The organism is Streptomyces liangshanensis (genome assembly GCF_011694815.1).
In the GTDB taxonomy this organism is placed as follows: domain Bacteria; phylum Actinomycetota; class Actinomycetes; order Streptomycetales; family Streptomycetaceae; genus Streptomyces; species Streptomyces liangshanensis.
In genome coordinates, this window is the sequence record NZ_CP050177.1 from 6,312,550 (window position 1) to 6,336,810 (window position 24,261).

At 73.4% G+C, this 24,261-nt stretch carries 16 protein-coding genes; 12 read left to right on the top strand and 4 right to left on the bottom strand.

Annotated elements, in window-relative coordinates:
- Positions 1-9: 9 nt before the first annotated feature.
- The 7 genes from HA039_RS27365 to HA039_RS27395 all read left to right on the top strand — a co-directional run bounded on the left by HA039_RS27365 (position 10) and on the right by HA039_RS27395 (position 15,428).
- On the top strand, positions 10-6,285 hold the full coding sequence (locus tag HA039_RS27365) for a type I polyketide synthase (RefSeq protein WP_243869778.1): 6,276 nt from the start codon (positions 10-12) through the stop codon (positions 6,283-6,285).
- Positions 6,282-7,403, top strand: a complete 1,122-nt coding sequence (locus tag HA039_RS27370; RefSeq protein WP_167034011.1) for a DNA alkylation repair protein — start codon at positions 6,282-6,284, stop codon at positions 7,401-7,403. Before HA039_RS27365 ends, HA039_RS27370 begins: the two co-directional genes overlap by 4 nt.
- Positions 7,400-11,452, top strand: a complete 4,053-nt coding sequence (locus tag HA039_RS27375) for an aminotransferase class I/II-fold pyridoxal phosphate-dependent enzyme (RefSeq protein WP_167034012.1) — start codon at positions 7,400-7,402, stop codon at positions 11,450-11,452. Before HA039_RS27370 ends, HA039_RS27375 begins: the two co-directional genes overlap by 4 nt.
- A gap of 105 nt (positions 11,453-11,557) precedes the next feature.
- Entirely contained in the window at positions 11,558-11,866 is a 309-nt protein-coding gene (locus tag HA039_RS27380) for a hypothetical protein (RefSeq protein WP_167034013.1), read from the top strand.
- 39 nt (positions 11,867-11,905) lie between these two features.
- A complete protein-coding gene (locus HA039_RS27385) occupies positions 11,906-13,018 on the top strand; it encodes an arginase family protein (protein ID WP_167034014.1) in 1,113 nt (370 codons plus the stop codon).
- On the top strand, positions 13,015-13,830 hold the full coding sequence (locus HA039_RS27390) for a thioesterase II family protein (protein ID WP_167034015.1): 816 nt from the start codon (positions 13,015-13,017) through the stop codon (positions 13,828-13,830). Before HA039_RS27385 ends, HA039_RS27390 begins: the two co-directional genes overlap by 4 nt.
- Entirely contained in the window at positions 13,827-15,428 is a 1,602-nt protein-coding gene (locus HA039_RS27395) for an MFS transporter (RefSeq protein WP_167034016.1), read from the top strand. Before HA039_RS27390 ends, HA039_RS27395 begins: the two co-directional genes overlap by 4 nt.
- A 77-nt stretch (positions 15,429-15,505) precedes the next feature.
- Here the strand turns inward: HA039_RS27395 and HA039_RS27400 are convergent, their stop codons facing one another.
- Together HA039_RS27400 and HA039_RS27405 are read right to left on the bottom strand one after the other, a co-directional pair.
- The gene (locus HA039_RS27400; RefSeq protein WP_167034017.1) at positions 15,506-15,973 is read right to left on the bottom strand and encodes a VOC family protein; all 468 of its coding nucleotides are present in this window, start codon (positions 15,971-15,973) and stop codon (positions 15,506-15,508) included.
- A gap of 166 nt (positions 15,974-16,139) precedes the next feature.
- Entirely contained in the window at positions 16,140-16,823 is a 684-nt protein-coding gene (locus tag HA039_RS27405) for a response regulator (protein WP_167037715.1), read from the bottom strand.
- A gap of 135 nt (positions 16,824-16,958) precedes the next feature.
- Between HA039_RS27405 and HA039_RS27410 the strand changes: the two genes are divergently transcribed.
- The 4 genes from HA039_RS27410 (at position 16,959) to HA039_RS27425 (ending at position 21,695) form a co-directional block, all read left to right on the top strand.
- Positions 16,959-17,942: a Bug family tripartite tricarboxylate transporter substrate binding protein gene (locus HA039_RS27410; RefSeq protein WP_167034018.1), complete on the top strand. Its 984-nt coding sequence runs from the start codon at positions 16,959-16,961 to the stop codon at positions 17,940-17,942.
- Positions 17,943-18,034: 92 nt separating this feature from the next.
- Entirely contained in the window at positions 18,035-18,517 is a 483-nt protein-coding gene (locus HA039_RS27415) for a tripartite tricarboxylate transporter TctB family protein (protein WP_243870267.1), read from the top strand.
- A gap of 3 nt (positions 18,518-18,520) precedes the next feature.
- A complete protein-coding gene (locus tag HA039_RS27420; protein ID WP_167034020.1) occupies positions 18,521-20,026 on the top strand; it encodes a tripartite tricarboxylate transporter permease in 1,506 nt (501 codons plus the stop codon).
- 178 nt (positions 20,027-20,204) lie between these two features.
- On the top strand, positions 20,205-21,695 hold the full coding sequence (locus HA039_RS27425) for a trifunctional class I SAM-dependent methyltransferase/NUDIX hydrolase/VOC family protein (protein WP_167034021.1): 1,491 nt from the start codon (positions 20,205-20,207) through the stop codon (positions 21,693-21,695).
- A gap of 27 nt (positions 21,696-21,722) precedes the next feature.
- Here HA039_RS27425 and HA039_RS27430 read toward each other — a convergent pair whose 3' ends face one another.
- Positions 21,723-22,646 carry a GNAT family N-acetyltransferase gene (locus HA039_RS27430; RefSeq protein WP_167034022.1) on the bottom strand — a complete coding sequence of 308 codons (924 nt, stop codon included), beginning with the start codon at positions 22,644-22,646 and terminating at the stop codon, positions 21,723-21,725.
- A 72-nt stretch (positions 22,647-22,718) separates the two neighbouring features.
- On the opposite strand from HA039_RS27430, the gene HA039_RS27435 reads away from it, so the two are divergent.
- Positions 22,719-23,093: a GntR family transcriptional regulator gene (locus HA039_RS27435; RefSeq protein WP_167034023.1), complete on the top strand. Its 375-nt coding sequence runs from the start codon at positions 22,719-22,721 to the stop codon at positions 23,091-23,093.
- Between the two features lie 49 nt (positions 23,094-23,142).
- Here the strand turns inward: HA039_RS27435 and HA039_RS27440 are convergent, their stop codons facing one another.
- Positions 23,143-24,252 carry a DUF5925 domain-containing protein gene (locus HA039_RS27440; protein WP_167034024.1) on the bottom strand — a complete coding sequence of 370 codons (1,110 nt, stop codon included), beginning with the start codon at positions 24,250-24,252 and terminating at the stop codon, positions 23,143-23,145.
- Between the last annotated feature and the right edge of the window lie 9 nt (positions 24,253-24,261).

Consider the following 24,261-nt stretch of genomic DNA (forward strand, 5'->3'; position numbering starts at 1 on the left):
GGGAGTGCTGTGACCGACGACAGCCCGATCGCCGTGATCGGTATGGCCGTTCGGCTCCCCGGAGCCGAAGACACGGTGGACCTGAGCCGGATGGTGACGCGCGAGGACGTCGAGGTCGACGAGGTGCCCGCGAGCCGCTGGGCACGCGAGCTCTACCGGGGTGAGGGCCGGCACCAAGGCACCCACCACCGGGGGGCGTTCCTCCAGGACCCGTTCTCCTTCGACCACGACGCGTTCGGGATGACACCCGAGGACGCGGTCCTCCTCGACCCCCAGCAGCGTTTGATGCTGGAGGTCGGGGCCCGCGCCCTGGAGGACGCCGGCTACCTCGGTACCCGGCGCAGGCTCGACGCGGGGGTGTTCGTCGGCGCCCGGATGAACTCCTACGGCTTCGACCACGGCCGGGGACTGTCCCCCGACCCGTCGGAGGAGGGCCCAGGACCGCTCGCCGGCGGTCCGGTCCCGGCCGCCCTGTGGGGCCGGTCGCAGAACTTCGTCGCCAGTTGGCTCTCCGACCGCTTCGACCTCTCCGGTCCCAGCCTGGTCGTGGACACCGCCTGCTCCTCCTCGCTGACGGCGGTCTGGCTCGCCTGCCAGAGCCTGCGGACCGGCGCGTGCGAGATGGCCGTGGTCGGCGCGGTCGACCTGCTCATCGACCCCCTGACCTTCGTCCTGCTCTCCCGTACCGGCGCCCTGTCGAAGGACGGCCTGTGCCACACCTTCGACGAGCGGGCCAACGGCTACGTGCCGGGGGAGGGCGCGGCCTCGCTGGTCCTCAAGCCCCTGGCCGCCGCGCGGGCCGACGGCGACCTGATCCTCGGCGCGCTCACCGGCGTCGCGGTCAACAACGACGGCCGCACGATGGGGGTCACCACCCCCAACCTCGAAGCCCAGGTAGAGCTGTTGACCAAGGTGTACGGGAAGGTCGACCCGTCGACCGTCCAGTACGTCGAGGCACACGGCACCGGCACCGCCATCGGCGACCCGATCGAAGTGCGGGCGCTGACCGAGGTGTTCGGGAAGTACGGCGCGGGCCGGGGCACGGTGGCGCTCGGCTCGCTCAAGCGGCGGATCGGGCATCTGCACTCGGCGTCCGGCCTGGCCGGGCTCGCCAAGATCATCACGTGTCTGCGGGACGGCGTCCTGCCCGCCACCGCCGTCGAACGGCCCAACCCCCGGCTGGGGTTGGACGCGAGCCCCTTCCACCTGCCCGCGACGTCACGACCGTGGCCGGAGGCGGCGGTCCGGCGCGCCGGGATCAGCGGGTTCGGCTTCGGCGGCACCAACGCGCACGTCGTGGCGGAAGCCGTTCCCGGCGCGACGGCGGCCGGCGGGACCGGTTCCGGCCCGGACGGCACGGTGACCGCGCGGGCGGTGGAGGTCCTCACGCTGTCGGCGGACAGCCCGGACGGTCTGCGTGAACTGGCCGCGCAGTGGACGGCGTTCCTGCCGTCCGCCGCCGACGACCTCGGCAATGTCTGTGCCACCGCCCGCCTCGCCCGGCCGCACCGCGCCGAGCGCCTCGTGGTCACCGGGACCGACGCCGACGCGCTGGTGACGGCGCTGCGGTCGCGGCTGCTGGGGTCCGGTGTGCCCGGCCCGCGGGACCCGTCGTACACCGTGGTCGTACGGCCCGCCGAGGCGGCGGCCCCGCCCGCCTGGCTGTCGGCACTCCACCGCTCCCACCCGTCGGTACGGGACGTGGTGGCCCGCTTCGAGGAGGCCTCCGGGCTCCGACTCGCCCGTTTCTCGGGCCTGTTGCTGAGGATCTGCGCCGGGGTGGCCGCCGCGCTCGCCCTGCGGGACCTGGGACTTCCCGAGCGGGCCGTCGACCTGCCCCCGGGGTGGGGACCGGTCGCCGACTTCACCCGGGGCCGGGTGACGCTCGAAGAGGCGCTGGCCGACGTCCTGAGCCAGGAGAACCGGGCGCAGGACGGGACGTCCGCGGCGGGGGCGCCGCCCGGGGAGCTGTGCGGGCGGCTGGCGCGGGCCACGGACGACCGGCAGGTGGAGGCCGTGTTCGCGGCGGTCGCCGCCGAGGTCCACGAGTCCGGCCAGGACGTCGACTGGACCGCCTTCCAGGCGGACGTGGCCTGGGCGAAGCGCCAACTGCCCTTCGCCCAGCCGCGAGGGGGGTCGCTGGACCTCCGCGAACCCCTGCGCTCACCCGAACCCGGTTCACCGACCGTCCTGTCCACGGACACGGACACAGGAACAGGTGAGGGTGCGGGATACGCCTTCTCTCGCGTCTTCGGACCGGGTGAAGTGCCCGTCGCCCAGCACTCGGTGTACCGGAAGATCATGCTTCCGGGCGTCGCGTGGTTCGACTTCCTGCGCCAGGGAGCCGAGTTGCGGGGAAACACTTTCCACGGAGTGCGTGACGTCCTCTTCCACCGGCCGTTGATCCCGTCGGGGGCGGTGCGTGTGGAGTGCAGGGTGGACGGCGACGGCGGCTTCACGGTCGAGGAGGCCGGGGGAGCGGAGCCGTACGTGACCGGGCGGTTCGTCACGGACCCCGGTCCCGCGCCGGCGCCCGAACCGCTGGACACCCTGCTGCCGGCCTGCTCGCGGTTGCACGCGGGGTCCGGCCTCTACCGCTGGCTGCGCCGCATCGGCTACCACCACGGCCGCTACTACCGGAACATCTCCTGGGTCGCCGCGCTGCCGGGCGGCGGCACGCTGGCCCGCATCGAGGGCGGCCGCCAGCGCGCGATGAACCCGTCCGGCGTCCGGCTGTTCCCCGGACTGCTCGACAGCGTCACCATCGCGGCGATCGACCCCGACAACCCGGTGTTCGGCGCGGAGGACGCGAGCGCGTTCATCCCGCTGTCCGCGGACCGGGTGCTGGTCCACGGTTCGCTGGACGAGGCCGCGTACGTACGGACCGAGGTCGCCTTCTGGAACGAGGAGGCGTGCCGTGTCACGCAGGTCGTGACGGACGAGGCGGGCCGGGTCTTGCTGGTGTTCGGGGACATCGCGTCCAAGCGGGTGCCTTTGAGGGCCTTCGGCGGGGACGAGGAGGCCGGGACACCGGTGGTGGTACGGGAGAAGGGGCCCGACCAGCACCCGGAGCCGGAACGGACACCGGCACCGGCGGAGGCACCGGCAGAGACACCAGCACCTCCACCCGCACCGGTAGCTGTGTCGCCAGGCGTGTCGTCGGACGTGCGGCGCGCGGCGCACAGCTCGCCCGAGGCGCGGGTGCTCGGCTGGTTCCTCGACCTGACCGGGATCCCCGCCGAGCACGCGGACACCGAGTTCCTCTCCGCGGGCTTCGACTCGGTCGGCCTGGTCGGCCTGAGCGAGCGCGTCACGCGGGAGAACGGCGTCCCGCTCTACCCGACGGTGTTCTTCGAGTACCCGACGCCGCGCGCCTTCGCCGCCCATCTGGTCGGCGAGGCACCGGAGTTCGTGGCCTCGCTGGAGCACACCCGCCCGGCGGAACCGCGGGAGGCGGCGCCCGAACCGCCGCCGCAGGAGGCGGCGCCCGCACCACAACCACCAGCGCCCCCGGTCAGGAGGACACCCCCCGCTCCCGCGCCCGTCTCCGCGCCCACCCCGTTCACGGGCTCCCCCCGTGACATAGCCGTCGTCGGCGCGGCGATCCGCGTCCCGACCGCGCGCACACTCGACGCCTACTGGTCCCTCCTGAGCGAGGGCCGCGACACCGTCCGTACGCCCCCGGCCGACCGCCGGAGCCACCACGGCAACGCCCACGGCGACGACCGCCCCGCGGCACCGCCGCAGGCGTCCTTCCTGGAGACCGTCGACGAGTTCGACCCCGCGCCCTTCCGGATCTCCGCCCGCGAGGCACCCCTGATCGACCCGCAGGCCAGGATCGTGTACGAGACGATCTGGGAGGCGCTGGAGGACGCCGGCCGGCTCGGCGACCGCGCCCGGGACAGCCGTACGGGCCTGTGGATCGCGTACAGCCACGACCACTACCACGAGGAGCGGGCACGGCACGGGGTGGCGGCGGGACGCGGGCTCGGGCTGGAGGCCATGATCCCGAACCGGCTCTCGTACCTCATGGACTGGAACGGGCCGAGCGTCGTCGTCAACACCCTCTGCTCCTCCTCGCTCGTGGCCCTGCACACCGCGCTCCAGCACCTGCGCGCCGGTGACATCGACACGGCGGTGATCGGCGGGGTGCACGCCGCGATCAGCCCCGAGTACTTCCGCTCCATGGGCGACCTGATGGCCCTCTCGCCCCGGCACCGCTGCCGCGCCTTCGACCACTCCGCCGACGGGTTCGTACCGGGGGAGGGAGCCGCCGCGATCGTGCTGCGCCGCCACGAGGACGCCGAGCGGGCGGGCGACCGGGTACGGGGCCTGGTCAAGGGCGCCGCCGTGAACCACGGCGGCCGCACCACCCGGTACTCCGCACCCAGCCCGCGCGCCCAACGCGAAGTCATCACGGCCGCGTTGGCGGACGCCGGGACCGGGGTGACGGTCGACTCGATCGGGATGGTGGAAGCACACGGGACCGGCACCAGCCTGGGCGACCCGATCGAGGTCGACGGCCTGACCCGGGCCTGGCGCCCGCACACCGACCGTGCGCAGTTCTGCGCGATCGGCTCGCTGAAGAGCAACATCGGGCACCTCGAACCGGCCGCCGGACTGGCCGCGTTGGTGAAGGTCCTGCTCGCGATGGAGCACGAGGAGATCCCGCCCACTCTGCACGTGACCCGTCCCAACGACCACATCCGCTTCGAGGACACCCCGTTCTACGTCGCCGACCGGCCGGTGCCCTGGGCACGCACGGACGACGGGTCCCCGCGCCGCGCCGCGCTCAGCGCCTTCGGGATGGGCGGGGTCAACGCGCACGTGATCATCGAGGAACCACCCGCGATACCCGTGCGGGAGCGCCCCGCGCGGGACAGCCACGTCCTGCGGGTCAGCGGCGCGACCGAGCAAGCGGTACGGACCCTGGCCTCGGCCTACGCCGACGCGTTGGCGGCACGACCCGACAGCGCTCTCGCCGACTTCACCCTCACCGCCAACGCCGGCCGGTCCGCCCAGCGGCACCGGGTCGCCGTCCGCGGCGCCACCGCGGCCGAACTCGCGGCGCGCCTGCGGGAGATAGGCCGGGGCGAACTGCCCGTGTCCCGGCAGTCGAACCTCGCCGAGCCCACCGCCTTCCTGTTCACCGGGCAGGGCTCGCAGTACGCGGGGATGGGACGGGGGCTGTACGACGCCGAGCCGGCGTTCCGCGAGGCCGTCGACGAGTGCGCCGAGCTGGCGGCCCCGTACACCGAACGCCCCCTGCTCGAAGTGCTGTTCGGCGCCGAGCCCGGGGTGGTCGACCGGACCCGGTTCGCACAGCTCGGGATCGTGAGTGTGCAGGTCGGTCTGGTGCGGCTGCTGGAGTCGTGGGGGATCCGCCCCGGCGCCGTACTGGGCCACAGCGTCGGCGAGTTGTCCGCGGCCTGGGCGGCGGGAGTGGTCTCCCTCGCCGACCTGATGCGGCTGACGGCGATACGCGGCCGGCTGATGCAGGACTGCCCCGCGACGGGCACGATGGCCGTGGTGCACGCGGACGCCGACGCCGTACGGGCGGCCCTGGCGGACCATCCGGCCGTGGAGATCGCGGCGTTCAACGCGCCGCGCGCGATCACGGTGAGCGGCCCCACCGCCGCGCTCGACGCGTTCTGCCGGGCGACGGCCCACCGGACCCAGCGGCTGACCGTCAGCCACGCCTTCCACTCGGCCGCGATGGACGGGGCCCTCGCCCCGTTCGCGGAGGCGGTCGCCGGTACGAAGCTGTCCGCGCCGCGCGTTCCGCTGATCTCCACACTGTCGGGCGACTGGCACACGGAGGCCACGGTCACCGATCCGTCGGTGTGGGCCGAGTCCGTCCGCCGTCCGGTGCTCTTCGCACCGGGGCTCGCCCGGGTGCACGAGGCGGGGACACGGGCGTTCTGGGAGATCGGCCCGAGCCCCGTCCTGACCACCCTGGGGCGCGCCTGCCTGCCGGATCCGGCAGTCAGTTGGTCGCACACCCTGCGCCGGGGCCACCCCGACCAGGAGCAACTGCACACCGCGCTGGTCGCGCGTCACCACCAGGGTCACACCGACATCGCCTGGGACGCGGTCCACCGGGGCGGCGACGGGCGTGTCACCACCCTCCCCGCCTACCCCTTCGACCGGCAGCGCTTCTGGATCACCGGAGCCGCGCCCGCCGCGGCGGCACCGACACCACCGGCCCCCACGACCTCACTCCGGCATTCCCTGCCACCTACCCACCCGAGCTTCACCCCGAAGAAAGCGTCAGCGACATCATGAGCACCGAGTACGGACTGAAGCGGCACTTCAACGGCGACGCGGCTCGCCTCCTCGGCGGAAAGATCCGCGCGGTCCATCCGGCGTTCGACGTCGACGGCTATGCCGCCGAGGTCGAACGGCTGATTCCCGGCAAGGAACTGAAGGACCGCGTCCTGGTCCTCGCCGAGGGCCTGCGCAGCCGGCTCCCCGAGGACTACGTCGAGGCCGTGGGCATCCTCGTCTCCATCCTTGAGGACGAACTCGCCGAGGGCGAGGGGATGTTCAACGTCAGCTGGTTCCTGATGCCGGTCGCCCGGTTCGTCGAGGAGTACGGCCTCGACCACCCCGAGGTGTCCTTGGACGCGCTGGTCGAGATCACCAAGCGGCACACGGCGGAGTACGCGATCCGGCCCTTCATCGAGCGGCACTACGACGTGACGATGAGCCGCATGCCCGCGTGGGTCACCGACCCGAGCCACAACGTCCGGCGCATGGCCAGCGAGGGCACCAGGTCGCGGCTGCCCTGGGCCCGCACCCTGACCCTCTTCGTCAAGGACCCCGCCCCGGTGCTCGCGGTGCTCGAACCCCTGCGCAGCGACCCCTCCGAATACGTCCGCAAGTCCGTCGCGAACAACCTCAACGACATCTCGAAGGACGCGCCCGGCCTCGCCCTGGCCACCGCCCTGCGCTGGACCGAGGAGAGCCCCACCCCCGAGACGGCGTGGATCGTCCGGCACGGCCTGCGCACCCTCGTGAAGAAGGGCGACCAGACCGCGCTCGCGATCCTCGGGGCCACCGGGGGAGAACACATCAAGGTCCCCGAACTCCGTCTCACCCCGGGCACGTTGACGCTCGGTGACACCTTCGTCCTGCGCGCCGAGATCGAGAACACCGACACCCGCGCGCACAGTGTGGCCGTCGACTACGTGATGCACCTCGTCCGCAAGAACGGCCGCACGATCCCGAAGGTCTTCAAGCTCTCCACCCTCGAACTGGCCCCGGGGGAACGCAGGACGCTGGAGAAGGCCCACACGATCAAGGAGATCCAGACCCGCGCCTACTACCCGGGCGAGCACCTCGTCGACCTCCAGGTGAACGGCCGGGTCCTGGCCACCGACCGATTCGACCTAGAGCTGTGACCGGCCGCCGCTCCCGCCTCGGCGAGGACGACCCGGTCGTCCGCGACCACCGGGTCGGCGGGGTGCCCGTCCTGCCGGCCGCCGCGCAGATCGACGCCGTGCTCGGGCTCTGCGACACCACCCGCCCGGACAGCCGGTGGCAGCTGGACCAGGTGGCCTTCCTCGCGCCCCTCGCGCTCCCGGCCGCCGCGTCACGACCGGGACAGGGACCGGACGCAGGCCCCCGGGCGGGCGTCGAGGTCGAGGTCACCGTGGAGGACGCGGGCTGCGCGGTCCGCTCCCGCCCGCACGAGGACGCCGCCTGGGTGGTGCACAGCCGCGCCCGGGCGACCGGCCACGCCCTGCCGCCGCCCGACTACCTCGACGTGTCGGGCCTGCGCGCCGGGTGCGCGGAGGCGGTGCCGCTGTCCGAGGTCGACGCGTGGCGGGCGGCGAGCGGCATCACGTACGGACCGGCGTTCCGGGCGATCCGCTCGGTCCACCGGGGCCCCGGCCGGATCCTCGCCCTGCTGAGGGAGCCGGAGGACGCGTCGGGCGCGCGGCCGGCCGGCCACTTCGTGCCGCCCGCGCTGCTCGACAGCGTCTTCCAGTGCCTCGGCATGCTGGACGACGGCACGGCCGGGGCGTGCCTGCCGTGGTACGTGGGCCGGATCACCGCCCGTCGCCGGATCTCCGGCACCGTCCTGGCGCTGGTCGAGCGCACCGACGCCGGTGCCGGTGGCGGGGACGGTGCGGCGACGGGGACACCCGCCGCCGGGGTCGTACGGGGCCGGGCCACGGTCTGCAACCAGCAGGGCGAGATCCTACTGACGCTGGACCGGATCACCTTGAAGAGCGCGGGCCCGGCGCCCGGCCGGCCGCGCCCCGACGCCCCCACGCCCGAGGGCGCGGTGACCACCACCGTCTGGCAGGTGGCGGAACAGCACCCCTCGCCTGCCCGGCCAACCCCTCCCACCGGTCCGTCGCTCGTCGTGTCCGACCGGACCGGCGATCCACTGACGGACCGTCAAGAGGTGGTACACCTGGCCCCCGAGGACCTCTCCGAGGACCGCGTCGACGCCGTCCTCGCCGGGACCGCGTTCCGTGAGGTCGTCTACGTCGCCCCCCGCGGCCTCACCGAGGCCGGCGAGGCGCGGGCCGCCCTGCACGGCGTCTTCACCCTCGTCCGGCGCCTGGCGGCGCACCCGCCGATGCCCGACCTCACCTTTGTCACCCACACGGCCCAGAGCGTGACCGGGGACGAGCGGGTCGAACCGTTCCATACGGCGCTCTGGGGGCTCGCCCGCACCCTGCGGGCCGAGTACCCGCGCGCGTCCGTCCGGCTCGTGGACCTCGGCGGGGGCGACACCGGGCACGACACCGCCGTACCACCGCACCCGCTGGACACCCTGCCGCGCACACCCCCGGAATCGGCGCTGCGGAACGGCGTCCGGTACGAGCCGGCCCACGCCCCGCTCGCCCTCCCCGGCGACGGTCCGCCCCTGCCCGCCCTCGCCGGCGGGACGTTCCTCGTCACCGGGGGGATGGGCGGCATCGGACTGCACGTGGCCGAGTTCCTCGCGGCGGAGGGCTGCGCCGGGCTCACCCTGATGGGGAGGACCGAGCCGCGGGAGGGCGAGGCGCGCGAACGCCTCGACCGGCTCGCGTCCCGGTGCGACCTGCGGATCGTCCGCGCCGACGTGAGCGACCCGGACGGACTCGCCGGCACCCTGCACGGGACAGGCCCGTTCGACGGTGTGTTCCACGTGGCCGGTGTCCTGCGCGACGGCCTGGCCCGCACCCTGACCCCTGACCGGATCGACGAGGTCTTCGATCCCAAGATCAGCGGCGTGCACGCGCTGGACGCCGCCTTCCCGCCGGACGCGCGGCCCGGGTTCTTCGCGCTGTTCTCGTCCGTCGCGGCCGTCCACGGGAACCTCGGACAGAGCGGTTACGCCGCCGCCAACGCCTACCTCGACGGGTACGCGGCCCGCCGACGCGCCCTGGGCGAACGGTGGTTCAGCCTCGGCTGGGGCCTGTGGACCGTCGGCATGGGCGAGGGGATCGCCGAGGCCGCCGCGTCGCGCGGGATCCCGGCCCTGCGCGCCGACGAGGGAATCGCCCTGCTCCGTACGGCCCTCGGCCTGCCCCCCGCGCACTACATCCTGTCCGCCGTTCCCGAACAGAAGGACGAACAGATGACTCTCGTGGCCTCCGAAGCCGGGTTGTGGCCGTCGCTCTCCGCGATCCTGACGAAGACCCTCCACCTGAGCGACGTGTCCCCGGAGGACAGCCTGCTGGACCTGGGCCTCGACTCGATGATGGCGGTGGAGGTGGCGGCCGCGCTCGCCGCCCAGGGCGTGGACGTCGACCCCGTGACCTTCTTCGAGCACGCCACGGTGGGCGAGTTGGTCAGGCACCTGGACGCGAGGAGCGGCGCGACCGCCACGCCCGCGCCCGTACCGGACCCCGTCCCCGCCCCGCCGCCCGCGACCCAGGCCGCCCCGCCGACGCACCCCGCTCCCCAGTCCCGGCCCGCACCCCCGCACCAGGCCGCACCCGCGCCGGCCCCGACCGCACCCACCCCGCCGCCGGCCCCGCGCTTCGTCCCCGACTGGGACCGTTTCCGGCAGCCCGAGCCGTCCCCGGCGGCCCCCGCGCCCGCCCTGTTCGCCCCGTACCCCTCGCCCTCACACCACCCCGCACCGCTCCACCCCTCCGCCGCACCGACCTACCCGGTCGCCGCACAGCCCCACCCGCGCACCGCCCCGACCCACCCCAACACGGGACCCACCCACCCCGGCATCGCACAGGCCCACCCCGGCACCCCGCCGACCCCGCGCCGGACCCTGCCCGGACGGCTGTCCGACCTCCCCCAGGGGTCGTTCCTCGACCGCCGCATCGACGCGCTCTCCGTCGAGGACCGGGTGGTGGTCGCCCAGGACGACTACTTCTACGAGCCCGTGATCGAGGAGGCCGAGGGCTCCTGGATCAAGTTCGACGGCAGGTGGTTCCTCAACCTCGCCTCGTACAGCTACCTCGGGCTCGTCGGCCACGCGTACATCGACCAGCAGGCGCAGCGCGCGCTGGAGCGGCACGGCACGGGCGCCCACGGTGTGCGCCTCCTCGCCGGCACCCTGCACCTGCACCGCGAACTGGAGCTGTCCCTCGCCCGTTTCCTCGGCACCGAGGACGCCATCGTCTTCTCCAGCGGCTACATGGCGAACGTGGCGACGGTCGGCGCGCTCGTCGGCCCGGACGACGTCGTCATCGGCGACGTCTACAACCACGCCAGCATCCTGGACGGTTACCGCCTGTCCGGCGCGAAGGTCATCACCTACGCGCACAACGACCTCGCCGACCTGGAACGCGCCCTGCGCACGGCGGGCGACGCGGGGCGGCTCGTCGTCACCGACGCCGTGTTCAGCATGGACGGGGACATCGCCGACCTGCCCGGGATCGCCGCGCTGTGCGAGCGGTACGACGCCCCGCTGATGGTCGACGAGGCACACAGCCTCGGCGTGCTCGGCGCCACCGGCCGCGGCATCACCGAGCACTTCGGCATGGACCCCGCGCGGGTCCCGGTGAAGATGGGCACGCTCTCCAAGACGATCCCGAGCGCGGGCGGTTACGTCGCCGGGTCGAGCGACCTCGTCTTCGCGCTGAAGAACAACGCGCGCGGCTGGATGTTCTCCGCGGCCGTCACACCGCCCCAGACGGCGGCGGCCAAGGCGGCGATCGAGGTCATGGAGGCGGCGCCGGGGCTCGCCGGCGAACTGCGGCTCCTCACCGGCCGCTACCGCGACAAGCTGCGCCGCCTCGGCTTCGACACGCTCGCCAGCGAGTCGCCCGTCGTGCCGATTCTCTGCTCGACGGCCGAACAGGCCCAGGCCATGGCACGCCTGTGCCAGCGCGACGGCCTGTTCGTCCAGCCGATCGTCTACCCGGCCGTCCCGCGCGCACTGCCCCGGCTGCGCACGATCGTCAACCTCAGCCACACCGACCAGGACCTGGACGAGGCACTGGTGACGCTGGAGAAGGCCGGCCGCCGCGTCGGCCTCATCGCCTGACCCACGCCCCGCGGACGGACACGCCCCACAGACCGACCCACCCCCCCGCCGGCAGACCCACGAACGCGAACAGACGCCCGCCCACCACCCACGAGGGAGACCCCGATGAGCGAGATCAACGGCAAGGCGTTCTTCGGCGCGGTGCTCAAGGCCATCGCCTGCACCCGCAACCACAACACCGACCAGCGCCAGTACGCCGAAGGCGTGCTCGAACCCGCCTCCCGCATACGCGAGTTCGAGAAGGAGCTCGGCGAGCGCCCGCCCACCGACGCCGAGGCGGAGCGGGTGCTCGGCTGGCTGGAGTCGACGTTCCGCACCAAGCACACCCCCGAGGAGGAGCGGGAGCACTACCTCGTCCACATCGCCACCGTCTCCCGGGCCCCCGCCGCGCCCGCCAACGCCCTGGCCCCGTAGGTGTCGTACGTGCCGCAGCGACCCGCCGAGGAGGCAGGCATGCCGGATCCCGCGTGGTACAGCCACGAGATCTGCTTCTGGCACGACCCCGGCCCCGGATCCGGTTACGTACCGGTCGGGCCCGGTGTCGAGCCGCTGCGCCAGTTCGCCGTGGACCCCGACCTGCGCCGGGCGGAGGGGCTGGTCAGGGCGGCCGGGGTGATGGACCACTTCCGGCAGGTCACCCCCGTACCGGCGAAGGACGACGACCTGCTCCTCGTCCACACGCCGGGGCACGTCGAACGGGTCGAGGCGGCCTCGGCGCTCGGGGCCGGCGACGCCGGGGTCTACGCGCACGTCAACTACCACAGCGCCCTGGCCGCGCGGCTGGCGGTCGGCGCGTGCGTCCAGGCCACCGAGGCCGTGCTGGCCGGGACGTACGACCGGGCCTACTGCCTGGTCCGGCCGCCCGGGCACCACGCCGAGCCGGACCGGGCGATGGCGCTGTGCCTCTACAACAACGTCGCCGTGGCGGCGCGGGCCGCCCAACGCGCCGGCGCGCGGCGGGTGCTGGTCCTGGACTGGGACGTGCACCACGGCAACGGCATCCAGCGCGCGTTCTACGACGACCCCGACGTCCTGTACGTGTCGATCCATCAGGACGGCCTCTTCCCGCCCGCCTCCGGACTGGTCACCGAGACGGGCACCGGCGCCGCCACCGGGACGACGCTCAACGTGCCGCTGCCGGCCGGGTCGGGCCACGAGACGTACCTCGCGGCCGTCGACCGTCTGGTCGCCCCCGCCGCGCGGGCGTTCGCCCCCGAGCTGATCCTCGTCGCGGCGGGCGTCGACGCGGGCGGTCACGACCCGATGGGCCGGATGATGTGCACGAGCCGCACCTTCCACGCGATGACGTCCGCGCTGTGCGACCTCGCGGACGAACTGACGGGCGGCCGCGTCGTGTTCGCGCACGAGGGCGGCTACTCCGCCTGGTACCAGCCGATGCTGGTCCTCGGCACGGCGTCCGCGATCGCCGGCCTCCCGGAGCCGCAGGACCCCTTCCTGCACTCCCTGGAACACCTGCCGGGACAGCGCCTCCAGCCCCATCACCGGCGCGTGGTCGAGCACTTGGAGAACCACCATCCGCTGCTCGCCGGGAGGGCGCGGCCATGACCGCCGACTGGCTGATGAAGCTCGGCACGGGCGCGCGGGGTCCCGGCGGCCGTACCCGCCTCCGTCTCCTCGCCCTGCCGCACGCGGGCGGCTGGCCGTCCGCGTTCCGTACCTGGCGGCGCGTGCTCCCGCCGGACGTCGAGCTCCTCGTGGCCCAACTCCCCGGCAGGGGAACGCGCATGGACGAGCCGCCGCTGCGCCGGGTCGAACCCCTCGTCGAGGGGCTGACCCGCGCGGTGGCCGCACTGGAACCCCTCCCGTACGTGATCCTCGGGCACAGCTTCGGCAGTGTCCTCGGCTACGAACTCGCCAAGGCGCTCGAACGCAAGGGCCTCCCGCCCCGCCTGCTCGCCGTGTCCGCGCGCCAGCCCCCGTGCTTCCCCAGCGAGGCGCCCTTCGCGCATCGCAGGACGGACGCCGAACTCCTCGACCACCTGGTGGAGATGGGCGGCATCTCGCCGGAACTCATCAGCCGCACGGACCTCGTCCGGGGCGCGCTCACGGCGATACGGGCCGACCTGGAAGCCATGGAGACCTACCGCCGCCCCCTGTCGGGCACGGCGGTCCCGATCCTGTCGCTCGGCGCGGTGGACGACCCCGTCGTCATCGCCGAGCGGCTGCACCTGTGGTCGCTGGAGACCACGGGCCCCTTCGACCGGCTGATGTTCACCGGCGGTCACTTCTACCTGTACGCCCCCGGCGTCGCGACCTCCGTCGCCCGCCGGCTTCTCACGGACACCGGCGGCGTCCGCACCGGAGACAACAGCCGCCCGTACGACCGATCACCGTTCCACCGAAAGGACATGTTGTGAGCACGATCACCGCCCCCCACCATCGGGCCGGACCACGCGAGTGGCTCGGTCTGGCCGTGTTGGCCCTGCCGACACTGCTGCTGTCCATCGATGTGAGCGTGCTGCACCTCGCGGTACCCCATGTCAGCGCGAGCCTGGACCCCAGCTCCTCGCAGATGCTGTGGATCATCGACATCTACGGCTTCACCATCGCCGGGTTCCTCGTCACCATGGGCACCCTCGGCGACCGCATCGGCCGCCGCAAGCTGCTCGTCATCGGCGCGGCCGTCTTCGGACTCGCCTCGGTGGCCGCCGCCTACGCCACGAGCCCGGCGACGCTCATCGCGGCACGCGCCGCCCTCGGGGTCGCCGGCGCCACGCTCATGCCGTCGACCCTCGCCCTGATCAGCAACATGTTCCGCGACGCGAAGCAGCGCGGCGTGGCGATCGCGGTCTGGGTGACGATGTTCTCCCTCGGGATCGCGATCGGCCCGGTCGTCGGCGGCGCCCTGCTCGAATACTTCTGGTGGGGCTCGGTCTTCCTCCTCGGCGTGCCGGTCATGCTGGTCCTGCTGGTGGCCGCGCCGCTGCTGCTGCCCGAGTACCGCGACCCGGAGGCCGGCCGTGTCGACCTGACCAGCGTGGCGCTGTCCCTGGCCGCGATCCTTCCGGTGGTCTACGGGATCAAGGAGCTGGCGGCCGGCAACGGCGTCCCGGTGCCCGTCGCCGCGATCGTCGTGGGGGCGGCGCTCGGCTGGGTGTTCGTCCGCAGGCAGCGCACCCTGGAGAGCCCGCTGCTCGACCTGCGGCTGTTCCGGAACCGCACGTTCGCCACCTCGCTCGTGGCGCTGTTCCTCAGCATGTTCGTGGCGGGCGGCACGTACCTGTTCGTCACGCAGTACCTCCAGCTCGTCGCGGGCCGCTCCCCGATGTCGGCCGGACTGTGGCTGCTCCCCGCGGCCTTCGCGCTCATCGTGACCTCGATGCTCGCCCCGGTCGCCACCACCTGGCTGCGCCCCTCGTACGTCGTGGGTGTCGGACTGCTCGTCTCGGCGGCCGGCCACCTCACGCTGAGCCTCGCCGACAGCACGTCGGGCGTGACCCAGGTCGTGACGGGCTTCCTCCTGGTGTACGCGGGCGGAGGCCCCCTGATCGCCCTCGGCACCGACCTCGTGGTCGGGTCCGCGCCGCCCGAGCAGGCGGGCTCGGCCTCCTCGCTGTCCGAGACGAGTACGGAGCTGGGCATGGCGCTCGGCGTCGCCGTCCTCGGCAGCCTCGGCACGGCCGTCTACCGCGCCGAGCTGACCGTGCCGGGCGGCGTCCCCGCCCGGGCGGCCGACGCCTCCGAGGACACCCTCGCCGGGGCGGTCGAGCACGCGCGGGGCCTGTCCGGCGACCTCGGCCCGGCGCTGCTCGCCGAGGCGCGTGACGCGTTCACGAGCGGGCTGAACGCCATCGCGATCGTGGGGGCCGTGCTGGCCCTCGGCACGGCCGTGCTGGTGGCGGCGGTCATCAGGACGCCCGCCTCGGGCGGCGGCGAGGCCCCGGAGCCGGGCGGGGACGCGCCGTCCGGCGTGCCGGCGCAGGCCAAGGCGCAGGACGGCAGCCTCACTTCCTGACCGCGCCGGACCGTGTCGTACGTCCGGGCCGGCACCCCCCGCGGGGGGTGCCGGCCCGGACGTACGCTCCCGCCCCTTTACGTACGGTCGGCGGCGCCGTCGTCCGGCGCGTCGGCTCCCTCGGCGGCGGCGAAGGCCGCGGCGAACTCGGGCGCCGGCTCGATGGGCGTGATGATGTCGACGAGGACGCCGTCCGGGTCGGCCACGATGAAGTGCCGCTGCCCGAAGTCCTCGCTGCGCAGCGGGAGGACCGGCGTCAGGCCGGCCCGGTCGACCAGGCGGGCGTGCTCGGCGTCCACGTCGTCCACCTCCAGGTTGAGCAACAGGCCCTGCGCGGGCCTGCGGTAGGCGGCCGGCATGGTCGGATGGCTCGCGTCGAGCAGCGCCAGCTCGTAGAACGGCGGCTCGGGGCGGCGCAGGCTCACGTACCAGTCCGAGGCGAACGTCTTCTCGAAGCCGAACAGGGTCGTGTAGAACTCCAGGGACTCCGGCAGGTGTTCGCTACAGATCACCGGATAGAAGCTGGTCACGCTGGGGGCGCTCATCGGATTCACCGTTCCTGGTGGGTCAGTGGGGCCGCGGCGGGAGGCCCGGAGCCGGCCGCCGCTGAACCCCACCAGTATGGAACTCTTTGCCAAGATTTTATGACCAACAGGGTTCTCCCGGCGCGTTATCGCCCGTTCGGGTGAGCGGGCCCGCCGGAGGACACCCTCAGCCGATCCACCGGTAACGCCGCTCCGGACGCCCCGTCCCGCCGTACTTGAGCGTCACCCGCGCCCGCCCCGTGTCCGCGAAGTACTCCAGGTAGCGCCGGGCGCTCACCCGGGACAGCGCGCCCGCGTCCGCGCACTCCGTCGCCGACAGGCCCTCCGGGTACGCCCGCAACGTACGCTCCACCAGGTCCGCCGTATGGGCGGCCAGCCCCTTCGGCAGCTCCCTGCTCCCCGGCGGCCGGGTACCGAAGAGCTGGTCCACGTCCTCCTGGCGCGCCTCGCCCAGCCCCGCCAGCCGCGTCCGCAGCGCCGCGACGTGCCGCAACTGCTCCTGGAGCGCGGTCTGGTTGAACGGCTTGATCAGATAGTGCAGCGCACCCGTCCGCAGCGCCGCCCTGATCACCCCCGCGTCCCTGGCCGCCGTGATGAACAGCGCGTCCGCCACGGCCCGCCCCGCGTCCCGCTCCTCCGCCGCCCGCAGCTCGCGCAGCACGCCGATCCCGTCCATGTCCGGCAGGTAGATGTCGAGCAGGACCACGTCGGGGCGCAGCGCGTCGGCGGCGCGCAGCGCGTCGGCGCCGTTGTGCGCCACCCCGACGACCGTGAAGCCGTCCATCGCCGACACAAAACGGCTGTGCAGCTTCGCGACCATGAAGTCGTCGTCCACCACCAGCACTTTCATCACGCCGACACGGTAGGGCGCGACCACAACGACCACAACGTCCGTTGGTTCCGGAAGAGAGACAGCTTGTTAACACGCGGGCAACATGTGGGCCACTTCACAGTTTTCCGAAGGGAAATCCGAAAGGCGGCACACGTGCGACTCCGCACTCCCCTCGCCCTGCTCGGGTCGGCGCTGCTGGTCCTGGTGGGCCCGCCCCTGCTCTCGGCGGGCAGCGGCGACGACACCGGCACGCAGATACCCGGCCTGCGGTTCATGGTCCCCAACACCCCCGGCGGCGGGTACGACATCACGGCGCGCACCCTCGCGAAGAACGCCGAGGACGCCGGGCTCACCCACAACATCGAGGTGTTCAACCTGCCGGGCGCCGGCGGGACCGTGGGCCTCGCCCGGCTCGTCGGGGAGCACGGCAACGGCAAGCTCGCCATGTCCATGGGACTCGGCGTCGTCGGCGCCGTCCACACCAACAAGTCGCCCAAGACGCTCGCCGACACCACCCCGGTCGCCCGGATCACGGAGGAGTCGGACATCGTCGTGGTCGGCAAGAACTCCCCGTACCGCACCATCGCCGACCTGCTCACCGCCTGGAAGAAGGACCCGGCGAAGGTACCGGTCGGCGGCGGGTCCTCGCCCGGCGGGCCCGACCACCTCGCCCCCATGCTGATGGCGAAGGCCGCCGGCATCGCCCCGAAGGCCGTCAACTACGTGCCCTTCGACGGCGGCGGGGAACTGCTCGCCTCCATCCTCGGCGACAAGGTCTCCTTCGGCGTCTCCGGACTCGGCGAGTACCTCGACCAGATCAAGGCCGGGGAGCTGCGGCTCCTCGCCGTCACCGGACCCGAGCGCATCCCCGGCCTGGACGCCCCCACCCTGCGGGAGGCGGGCCTCGACACCGACTTCACCAACTGGCGCGGCATCGTCGCCCCGCCCGGCCTCTCCGACGCGGAGAACGCCAAACTCGTCGGCTTCGTCAAGAAGCTGCACGACTCGCCCGAATGGCGCGAGTCCCTCAAGAAGAACGGCTGGGACGACGCCTTCCTCACCGGCGACGCGTTCGGCGACTTCCTCGCCGCCGAGGACCGCCGCGTGGACTCCGTCCTCAAGGAGCTGGGACTGTGACCCCACCGAACGGATCCACCGCGACACCCCCCACCGCGACACCACCCCCGGCCACACCACCCCCCACGCCCGCGCCCGGCGCGCGCTCCTGGCTGCGCGAACACTCCGAGATCGGCGTCGGCGCCCTGCTGCTCGCCCTCGGGATCCTCGTCCTCACCGACGCCCTCACCATGGACGTCGAGATCACCCAGCGCGGCCCCGTCGGCCCCAAGACCGTCCCGATCGTGGTCGGCATCGGCCTGGTCGTCGTCGCGGTCCTCCTCACCCTCGACGTCCTGCGCGGCGGCCGGGGCGAGGCCGAGGGCGGCGAGGACATCGACCTGAGCGAACCGGCCGACTGGCGCACGGTCCTGCTCCTCGCCGGGGTCTTCCTCGGCAACGCCGTCCTCATCGGCCCCCTCGGCTTCCCGATCTCCGGCGCCCTGCTCTTCTGGGGCTCCGCGTACGCGCTCGGCAGCCGTCACCCCGACCGCGACCCGCTGATCGCCGCGGGCCTCTCCCTCGTCACCTACTTCGTCTTCGACAACCTGCTCGGTGTCCCCCTCCCCGGTGGCCCGCTGATGGGGGTGCTGTAAGAAATGGACTCCCTCAACTCCCTGATGGACGGGTTCGGTACGGCTCTCACGCCGATGAACCTGCTCTGGGCCGCGATCGGCGTGCTCCTCGGCACGGCCATCGGCGTCCTGCCCGGCATCGGCCCGGCCATGGCCGTCGCCCTGCTGCTCCCCGTCACCTACGGCCTCGAACCCACCGGCGCCTTCATCATGTTCGCCGGGATCTACTACGGCGCGATGTTCGGCGGCTCCACCACCTCGATCCTCCTCAACACCCCCGGGGAGAGCGCGGCGGTCGTCGCCGCGATCGAGGGCAACCCGATGGCCAAGGCCGGACGCGGCGCGCAGGCGCTCGCCGCCGCCGCGGGCGGGCACTTCGCCGGCGGCATGATCGGCACGATCCTGCTCGTCGTCCTCGCCCCGACCGTCGCCTCCCTCGCGGTGGACATCGGCGCCCCCGACTACTTCGCGATCATGGTGCTGGCGTTCATCGCCGTCACGTCCGTCCTCGGCTCGTCCCGCATCCGCGGCCTCGCCTCGCTGCTCATCGGCCTCACCCTCGGCCTGGTCGGCCTGGACCAGATGACCGGACAGCAGCGCCTCACCTTCGGCTCGCTCCAACTCGCCGACGGCATCGACGTGGTGATCGTCGCGGTCGGCCTCTTCGCGATCGGCGAGGCCCTGTGGGTCGCCGCCCACCTGCGCCGCTCCTCGGGCGAGGCGATCCCGGTCGGCCGCCCCTGGCTCGGCAAGGAGGACGTGCGGCGCACCTGGAAGCCCTGGCTGCGCGGGCCGCTCATCGGCTTCCCGTTCGGCGCGATCCCGGCCGGCGGCGCCGAGATCCCGACCTTCCTCTCGTACGTCACCGAGAAGCGGCTCTCGAAGCACAAGGACCAGTTCGGCAAGGGCGCCATCGAGGGAGTCGCGGGCCCCGAGTCGGCCGCCTCGGCCTCCGCCGCCGGGACGCTCGTCTCCATGCTCACCCTCGGCCTGCCCACCACGGCCGTCGCCGCCGTGATGCTCGCCGCCTTCCAGCAGTACGGCATCCAGCCCGGCCCGCTCCTCTTCGAACGCGAACCCGACCTGGTCTGGGGCCTGATCGCCTCCCTCTTCGTCGGCATGGTGCTGCTGCTCGCGCTCAACCTGCCGCTCGCGCCGGTCTGGGCGAAGCTGCTGCGCATCCCGCGGCCCTACCTCTACGCGGGGATCCTCTTCTTCGCGGCCGTCGGCGCCTACGCGGTCGGCGGGGAGGCCCTGGACCTGGTGATCCTGCTGATCATCGGTCTGATCGGGTTCGGGATGCGGCGGTACGGGCTGCCCGTGTTGCCGGCCGTCATCGGGGTGATCCTCGGCCCGGCGGCGGAACAACAGCTGCGGCGCGCCCTCCAGATCAGCGACGGGAGTGTGAGCGGCCTCGTCAACACCCCCTTCTCGGTCACCGTGTACGCGGTGGTGGCCCTGTTGCTGGTGTGGCCCGCGGTGAGCAAGCTCATCGCCCGCGGGCGAGGCCGTGGCGAGTCCACGCCATAGGGCTCCGTGTACGACGCGAATCAGCCGCTGCCCGGACGCCCCGGAGGACTCTCCGGGGCGTCCGGGGACACACAGCGTGGCCGAAAACCGCTCAACTCGGACACGGGCAGCGGAAAAGGTGACCGCGGGTGACGGTGAATGGGCTCCCGCTGTCAGTGGTGGCTGGCACCATCGGAACATGACCTCGATCGACTGGGACGCTCTCGCAGACTCCTTCGACCAGGAGCCGGACCACGGGCTGCTGGACTCCGCCGTCCGGATGGCCTGGGCCGACCGCATGCGGGACTGGCTGCCCCGGGAGCCCTCCCAGGTGCTCGACCTCGGCTGCGGTACGGGCACGCTCGCCCTGCTCGCCGCCGAGCAGGGCCACCGCGTCACCGGCGTCGACCTCTCGCCCGCGATGGCCGGGCAGGCGCGGGCCAAGCTCGCGGGCCGGGAGGCCGAGATCCTGGTCGGGGACGCCGCGCGGCCGCCGGTGGGGGAGCGGACCTTCGACGTGATCCTCGCCCGGCACGTGCTGTGGCTCCTGCCCGACCCCGGCGCGGTGCTGCGCCACTGGGCGACGCTGCTCAGGCCGGGCGGCCGGTTCGTGCTGATCGAGGGGGTCTGGTCCGGTACGGGACTGGCCCCGGCCCGGCTCATGGAGGCGCTGGCCCCGCTCACCGAGCGCGTCCACTACGAACGCCTGTCCGCCGACCACGAGTTGTGGGGCCGGCCGGTCGACGACGAGCGGTATGTCGTGGTGGCGCAGGCCGCCCGCCCCGGCCGCCACACCGAGGTGGTCGACGTCCACCTCATCCTGCGCAGGGGCGACGACGTGCTGCTGGCCCGCCGCGCCGGCACGGGATACGGGGACGGCCTGCTCAACGGCCCCTCCGGGCACGTCGAGGCGGGCGAGGACGTCAGGGCCGCCATGATCCGCGAGGCGGACGAGGAGATCGGCGTCGAGCTGGCGCCCGAGGACCTGAAGGTCGCCCTGGTCATGCAGCACCGGGGGCCCGGCGGCGGCGCGCGCATCGGCTGGTTCTTCGAGGCGGAGTACGGCCGGGGCGGCGAGCCGTACAACAGAGAGCCGCAGAAGTGTTCGGGCCTCTCCTGGCACCCCCTCGCCGACCTCCCGGCCGACATGGTCGCCTACTGCCGCGCGGGCCTGGAGGCCTACCGGGCCGGCGAGCGGTTCCTCATCCACCGGCACGAGGACCACGACCCGATCGCGTACGCCCCCGACAGACCGACCCGGGCCGTCCCGCTGCCCGCCACCACCGGCGGCGCGCTCCACCACATAGAGCTGTGGGTCCCCGACCTGCCGTCCGCCGAGGCACGCTGGGGCTGGCTGCTCGGCGAGCTGGGGTATGCCCCGTACCGCCGCTGGGACCACGGCCGCAGCTTCCGCCGCGCCGACACGTACGTGGTGATCGAGCAGTCGCCCGGCATGCGGCCCGGCGCGCACGACCGCCGCGCCCCGGGACTCAACCACCTCGCGTTCCACGCGGCGGACCGCACCGCGCTCGACGCCCTGGTGGCCCGGGCGCCCGACCACGGCTGGACGCTCCTGTACGGCGACCGCCACCCGTTCGCGGGCGGCGAGGACCACTACGCGGCCTACCTGGAGGACCCCGCGGGGTACGAGGTGGAGCTGGTCGCGCCGGCCACGCCCGTACGGCTCTGACGGCGGGGCCCCGCGCGGCGCGCGCCGTCAGCCGAGCGTCCGCACGTACCGGACCTCGCTCGCGCAGATCTCGTAGCCGAACCACTTGTTGACGGCCAGCATCGGGCCGTTGTCCCCGTCGTTGGAGGTGAACGCGTCCGTGTACCCCGCCGCCCGGGCCCGCCGCAGGGAGTCGGACTTGGCGAGCTTGGCCAGCCCCCGGTTCCGGAACGCGCGCCGGGTCCCGGTCATACCGGTGACGTAGGTCGTCGCGCGGTCCGTGACCACCGCCGTGAACGCGGCGACCCGGCCGTCCGCCGCGACCACGGCCGTCGACAGGTCCCGGTCGAGGGACGGATCGTTCCAGGTGGTGTGCAGCCAGTCCTCGTAGTCGTCCAGCGCGGTGCTGATGTCGCTCGGCTCGTCGGACGTCGACTCCGCGTCCGCCTCGAACAGCGGCCGGGGGTTGCCCGCGAAGTCCCCGGCCGTGCGCAGCACGAAGCCCGGCGGCAGCGGCGGCGGTTCCGGCAGGACGGCCCGCGCCAGGTCGAGGCGCTGGAAGTGCGCGCCGCGCGAGGGCCGGTAGCCGCGCTTCTCGGCGAAGGCGCGGGACGACGGCTCGTCGATCACCCAGGCGCACACACTGGTGGCCCCCTCGTCGGCGAGGTGCTCCTCGGCCGTGCGGAGCAGCAGCGCCCCGGCGCCCCGGCCCCGCCGCCCGGGATGCACGTGCGGGGTGACGGACGACTGCCCCGGCTCGCTGCTCTCGTAGGCGATGCCCACATGGGCCGTGCCGATGATCACCCCCTCCTCCTCGGCGACCAACAGCCGGTACTTCTTCGCAGGGTTGGCGGTCGCGACCCCGAACAGGAGCAGCTCCTCGGTCACCACCTGGTAGGGGATGCAGACGCGCCGCAGAGCGGTCACGGCCTCGGCGTCCTCGGTACGGAAATCACGGACGAGCACAGTCATGGGGCGGCACGTTACGGGGACAGGGCGGCGGATCGCCTCTCCTTTTCCCCGCCCGCGGGGGAGAATCGGACCGTGACCCTGAAGATCGTGATCGACCAGGCCGCCGCGACGGCCCCGTACGAACAGCTGCGGACCCAGATCTCGGCGAAGGCCCGCTCGGGCGTGCTGCCGGCCGGATACCGGCTGCCGACCGTGCGCGGACTCGCCGAACAGCTCGGGCTGGCCGCCAACACCGTCGCCAAGGCGTACCGCACGCTGGAGAGCGACGGCGTGATCGAGACCCGGGGGAGGAACGGCACGTTCGTCGCCGCCGCCGGGGACGCCGCCGCACGCGAGGCGGCCGCCGCCGCCCAGGCCTACGCGGAGCGCGCCCGGCACCTCGGGCTCAGCCGGGACGCCGCGCTGGGAGCCGCCGAGGAAGCGGTACGCGCCGCCTACACGAAGTGAGCGGCGAACGGCACCCCCGCCGCCGGGGGCGCGCGTCCCGGGCGTCGTCTCAGAGGTAGAGGCCCGCGTCCGACCCCGCGTGCTGCGCGGGGACCGACGCCGGGCCGCTGCCCCGCCGCATCGCGTACAGCTCCGCCAGCGTCGCCCCCTCCCGGCCGACCGCCGACTCCCGCTCGCCGTCCTCCGGGCCCAGCCAGGCCAGCGCCTCCGCGCGCGTCAGCGAACCGACCTCGATCCGCGCCATGCAGCGTCCCGGCCTGACCACCGCCGGGTGCAGCCGCTCCAGGTCCTCGTTGGTCGTCACCCCCACCAGCACGTTCCTGCCCTGGCCGAGCAGCCCGTCGGTGAGGTTCAGCAGCCGCGACAGCGCCTGGCCCGCCGTGTGCTTGGCCTCGCCGCGGATCAGTTCGTCGCAGTCCTCCAGCAGGAGCAGCCGCCAGCGCCCCTTCGCCGAGCCGTCGTCCTCCCCGATGGCGATGTCCATCAGGTACCCGACGTCGTTGAAGAGCCGCTCCGGGTCCAGGACACAGTCCACCTGGCACCAGTCCCGCCACGAGCGGGCCAGCGTCCGCAGCGCGGACGTCTTGCCCGTGCCGGGCGGGCCGTGCAGCAGGAGCAGCCGCCCCGCGATGTCGTCCGGGGTCACCTTCATCAGCCGGTCCATCGCCTCGGCCACCGGCGCGGTGTAGTTGGGCCTGACCTCGTCCCAGGTCCCGGCGGCGATCTGACGGGTGGTGCGGTGCGGGCCGCGCCGGGGGGACACGTACCAGAAGCCCATGGTCACGTTGTCGGGCTGGGGCTCCGGCTCGTCCTGGGCGCCCTCGGTCGCCTGGCCGTGGACCTTCTCCGCGAGCTCGGCGCTGACCGCCGTCACGGTCACGTCGGCGCCCCTGTTCCAGCGGGACACCAGCAGCGTCCAGCCGTCGCCCTCGGCGAGGGTGGCGCTGCGGTCGTCGTCCTTGGCGCGGCGCAGGATCGTCGCGCCGGGCGGCAGCAGGTCCGCGCCCGACTTGACGCGGTCGATCGTCGAACTGTGCGAGAACGGCTGCTCGCCCGTCGCGAAGCGGCCGAGGAACAGCGCGTCGACCACATCCGACGGCGAATCACTGTCATCGACGTTGAGCCGGATCGGCAGTGTGTCCTGAGGCTTGGCAGACATGTCGCCCAT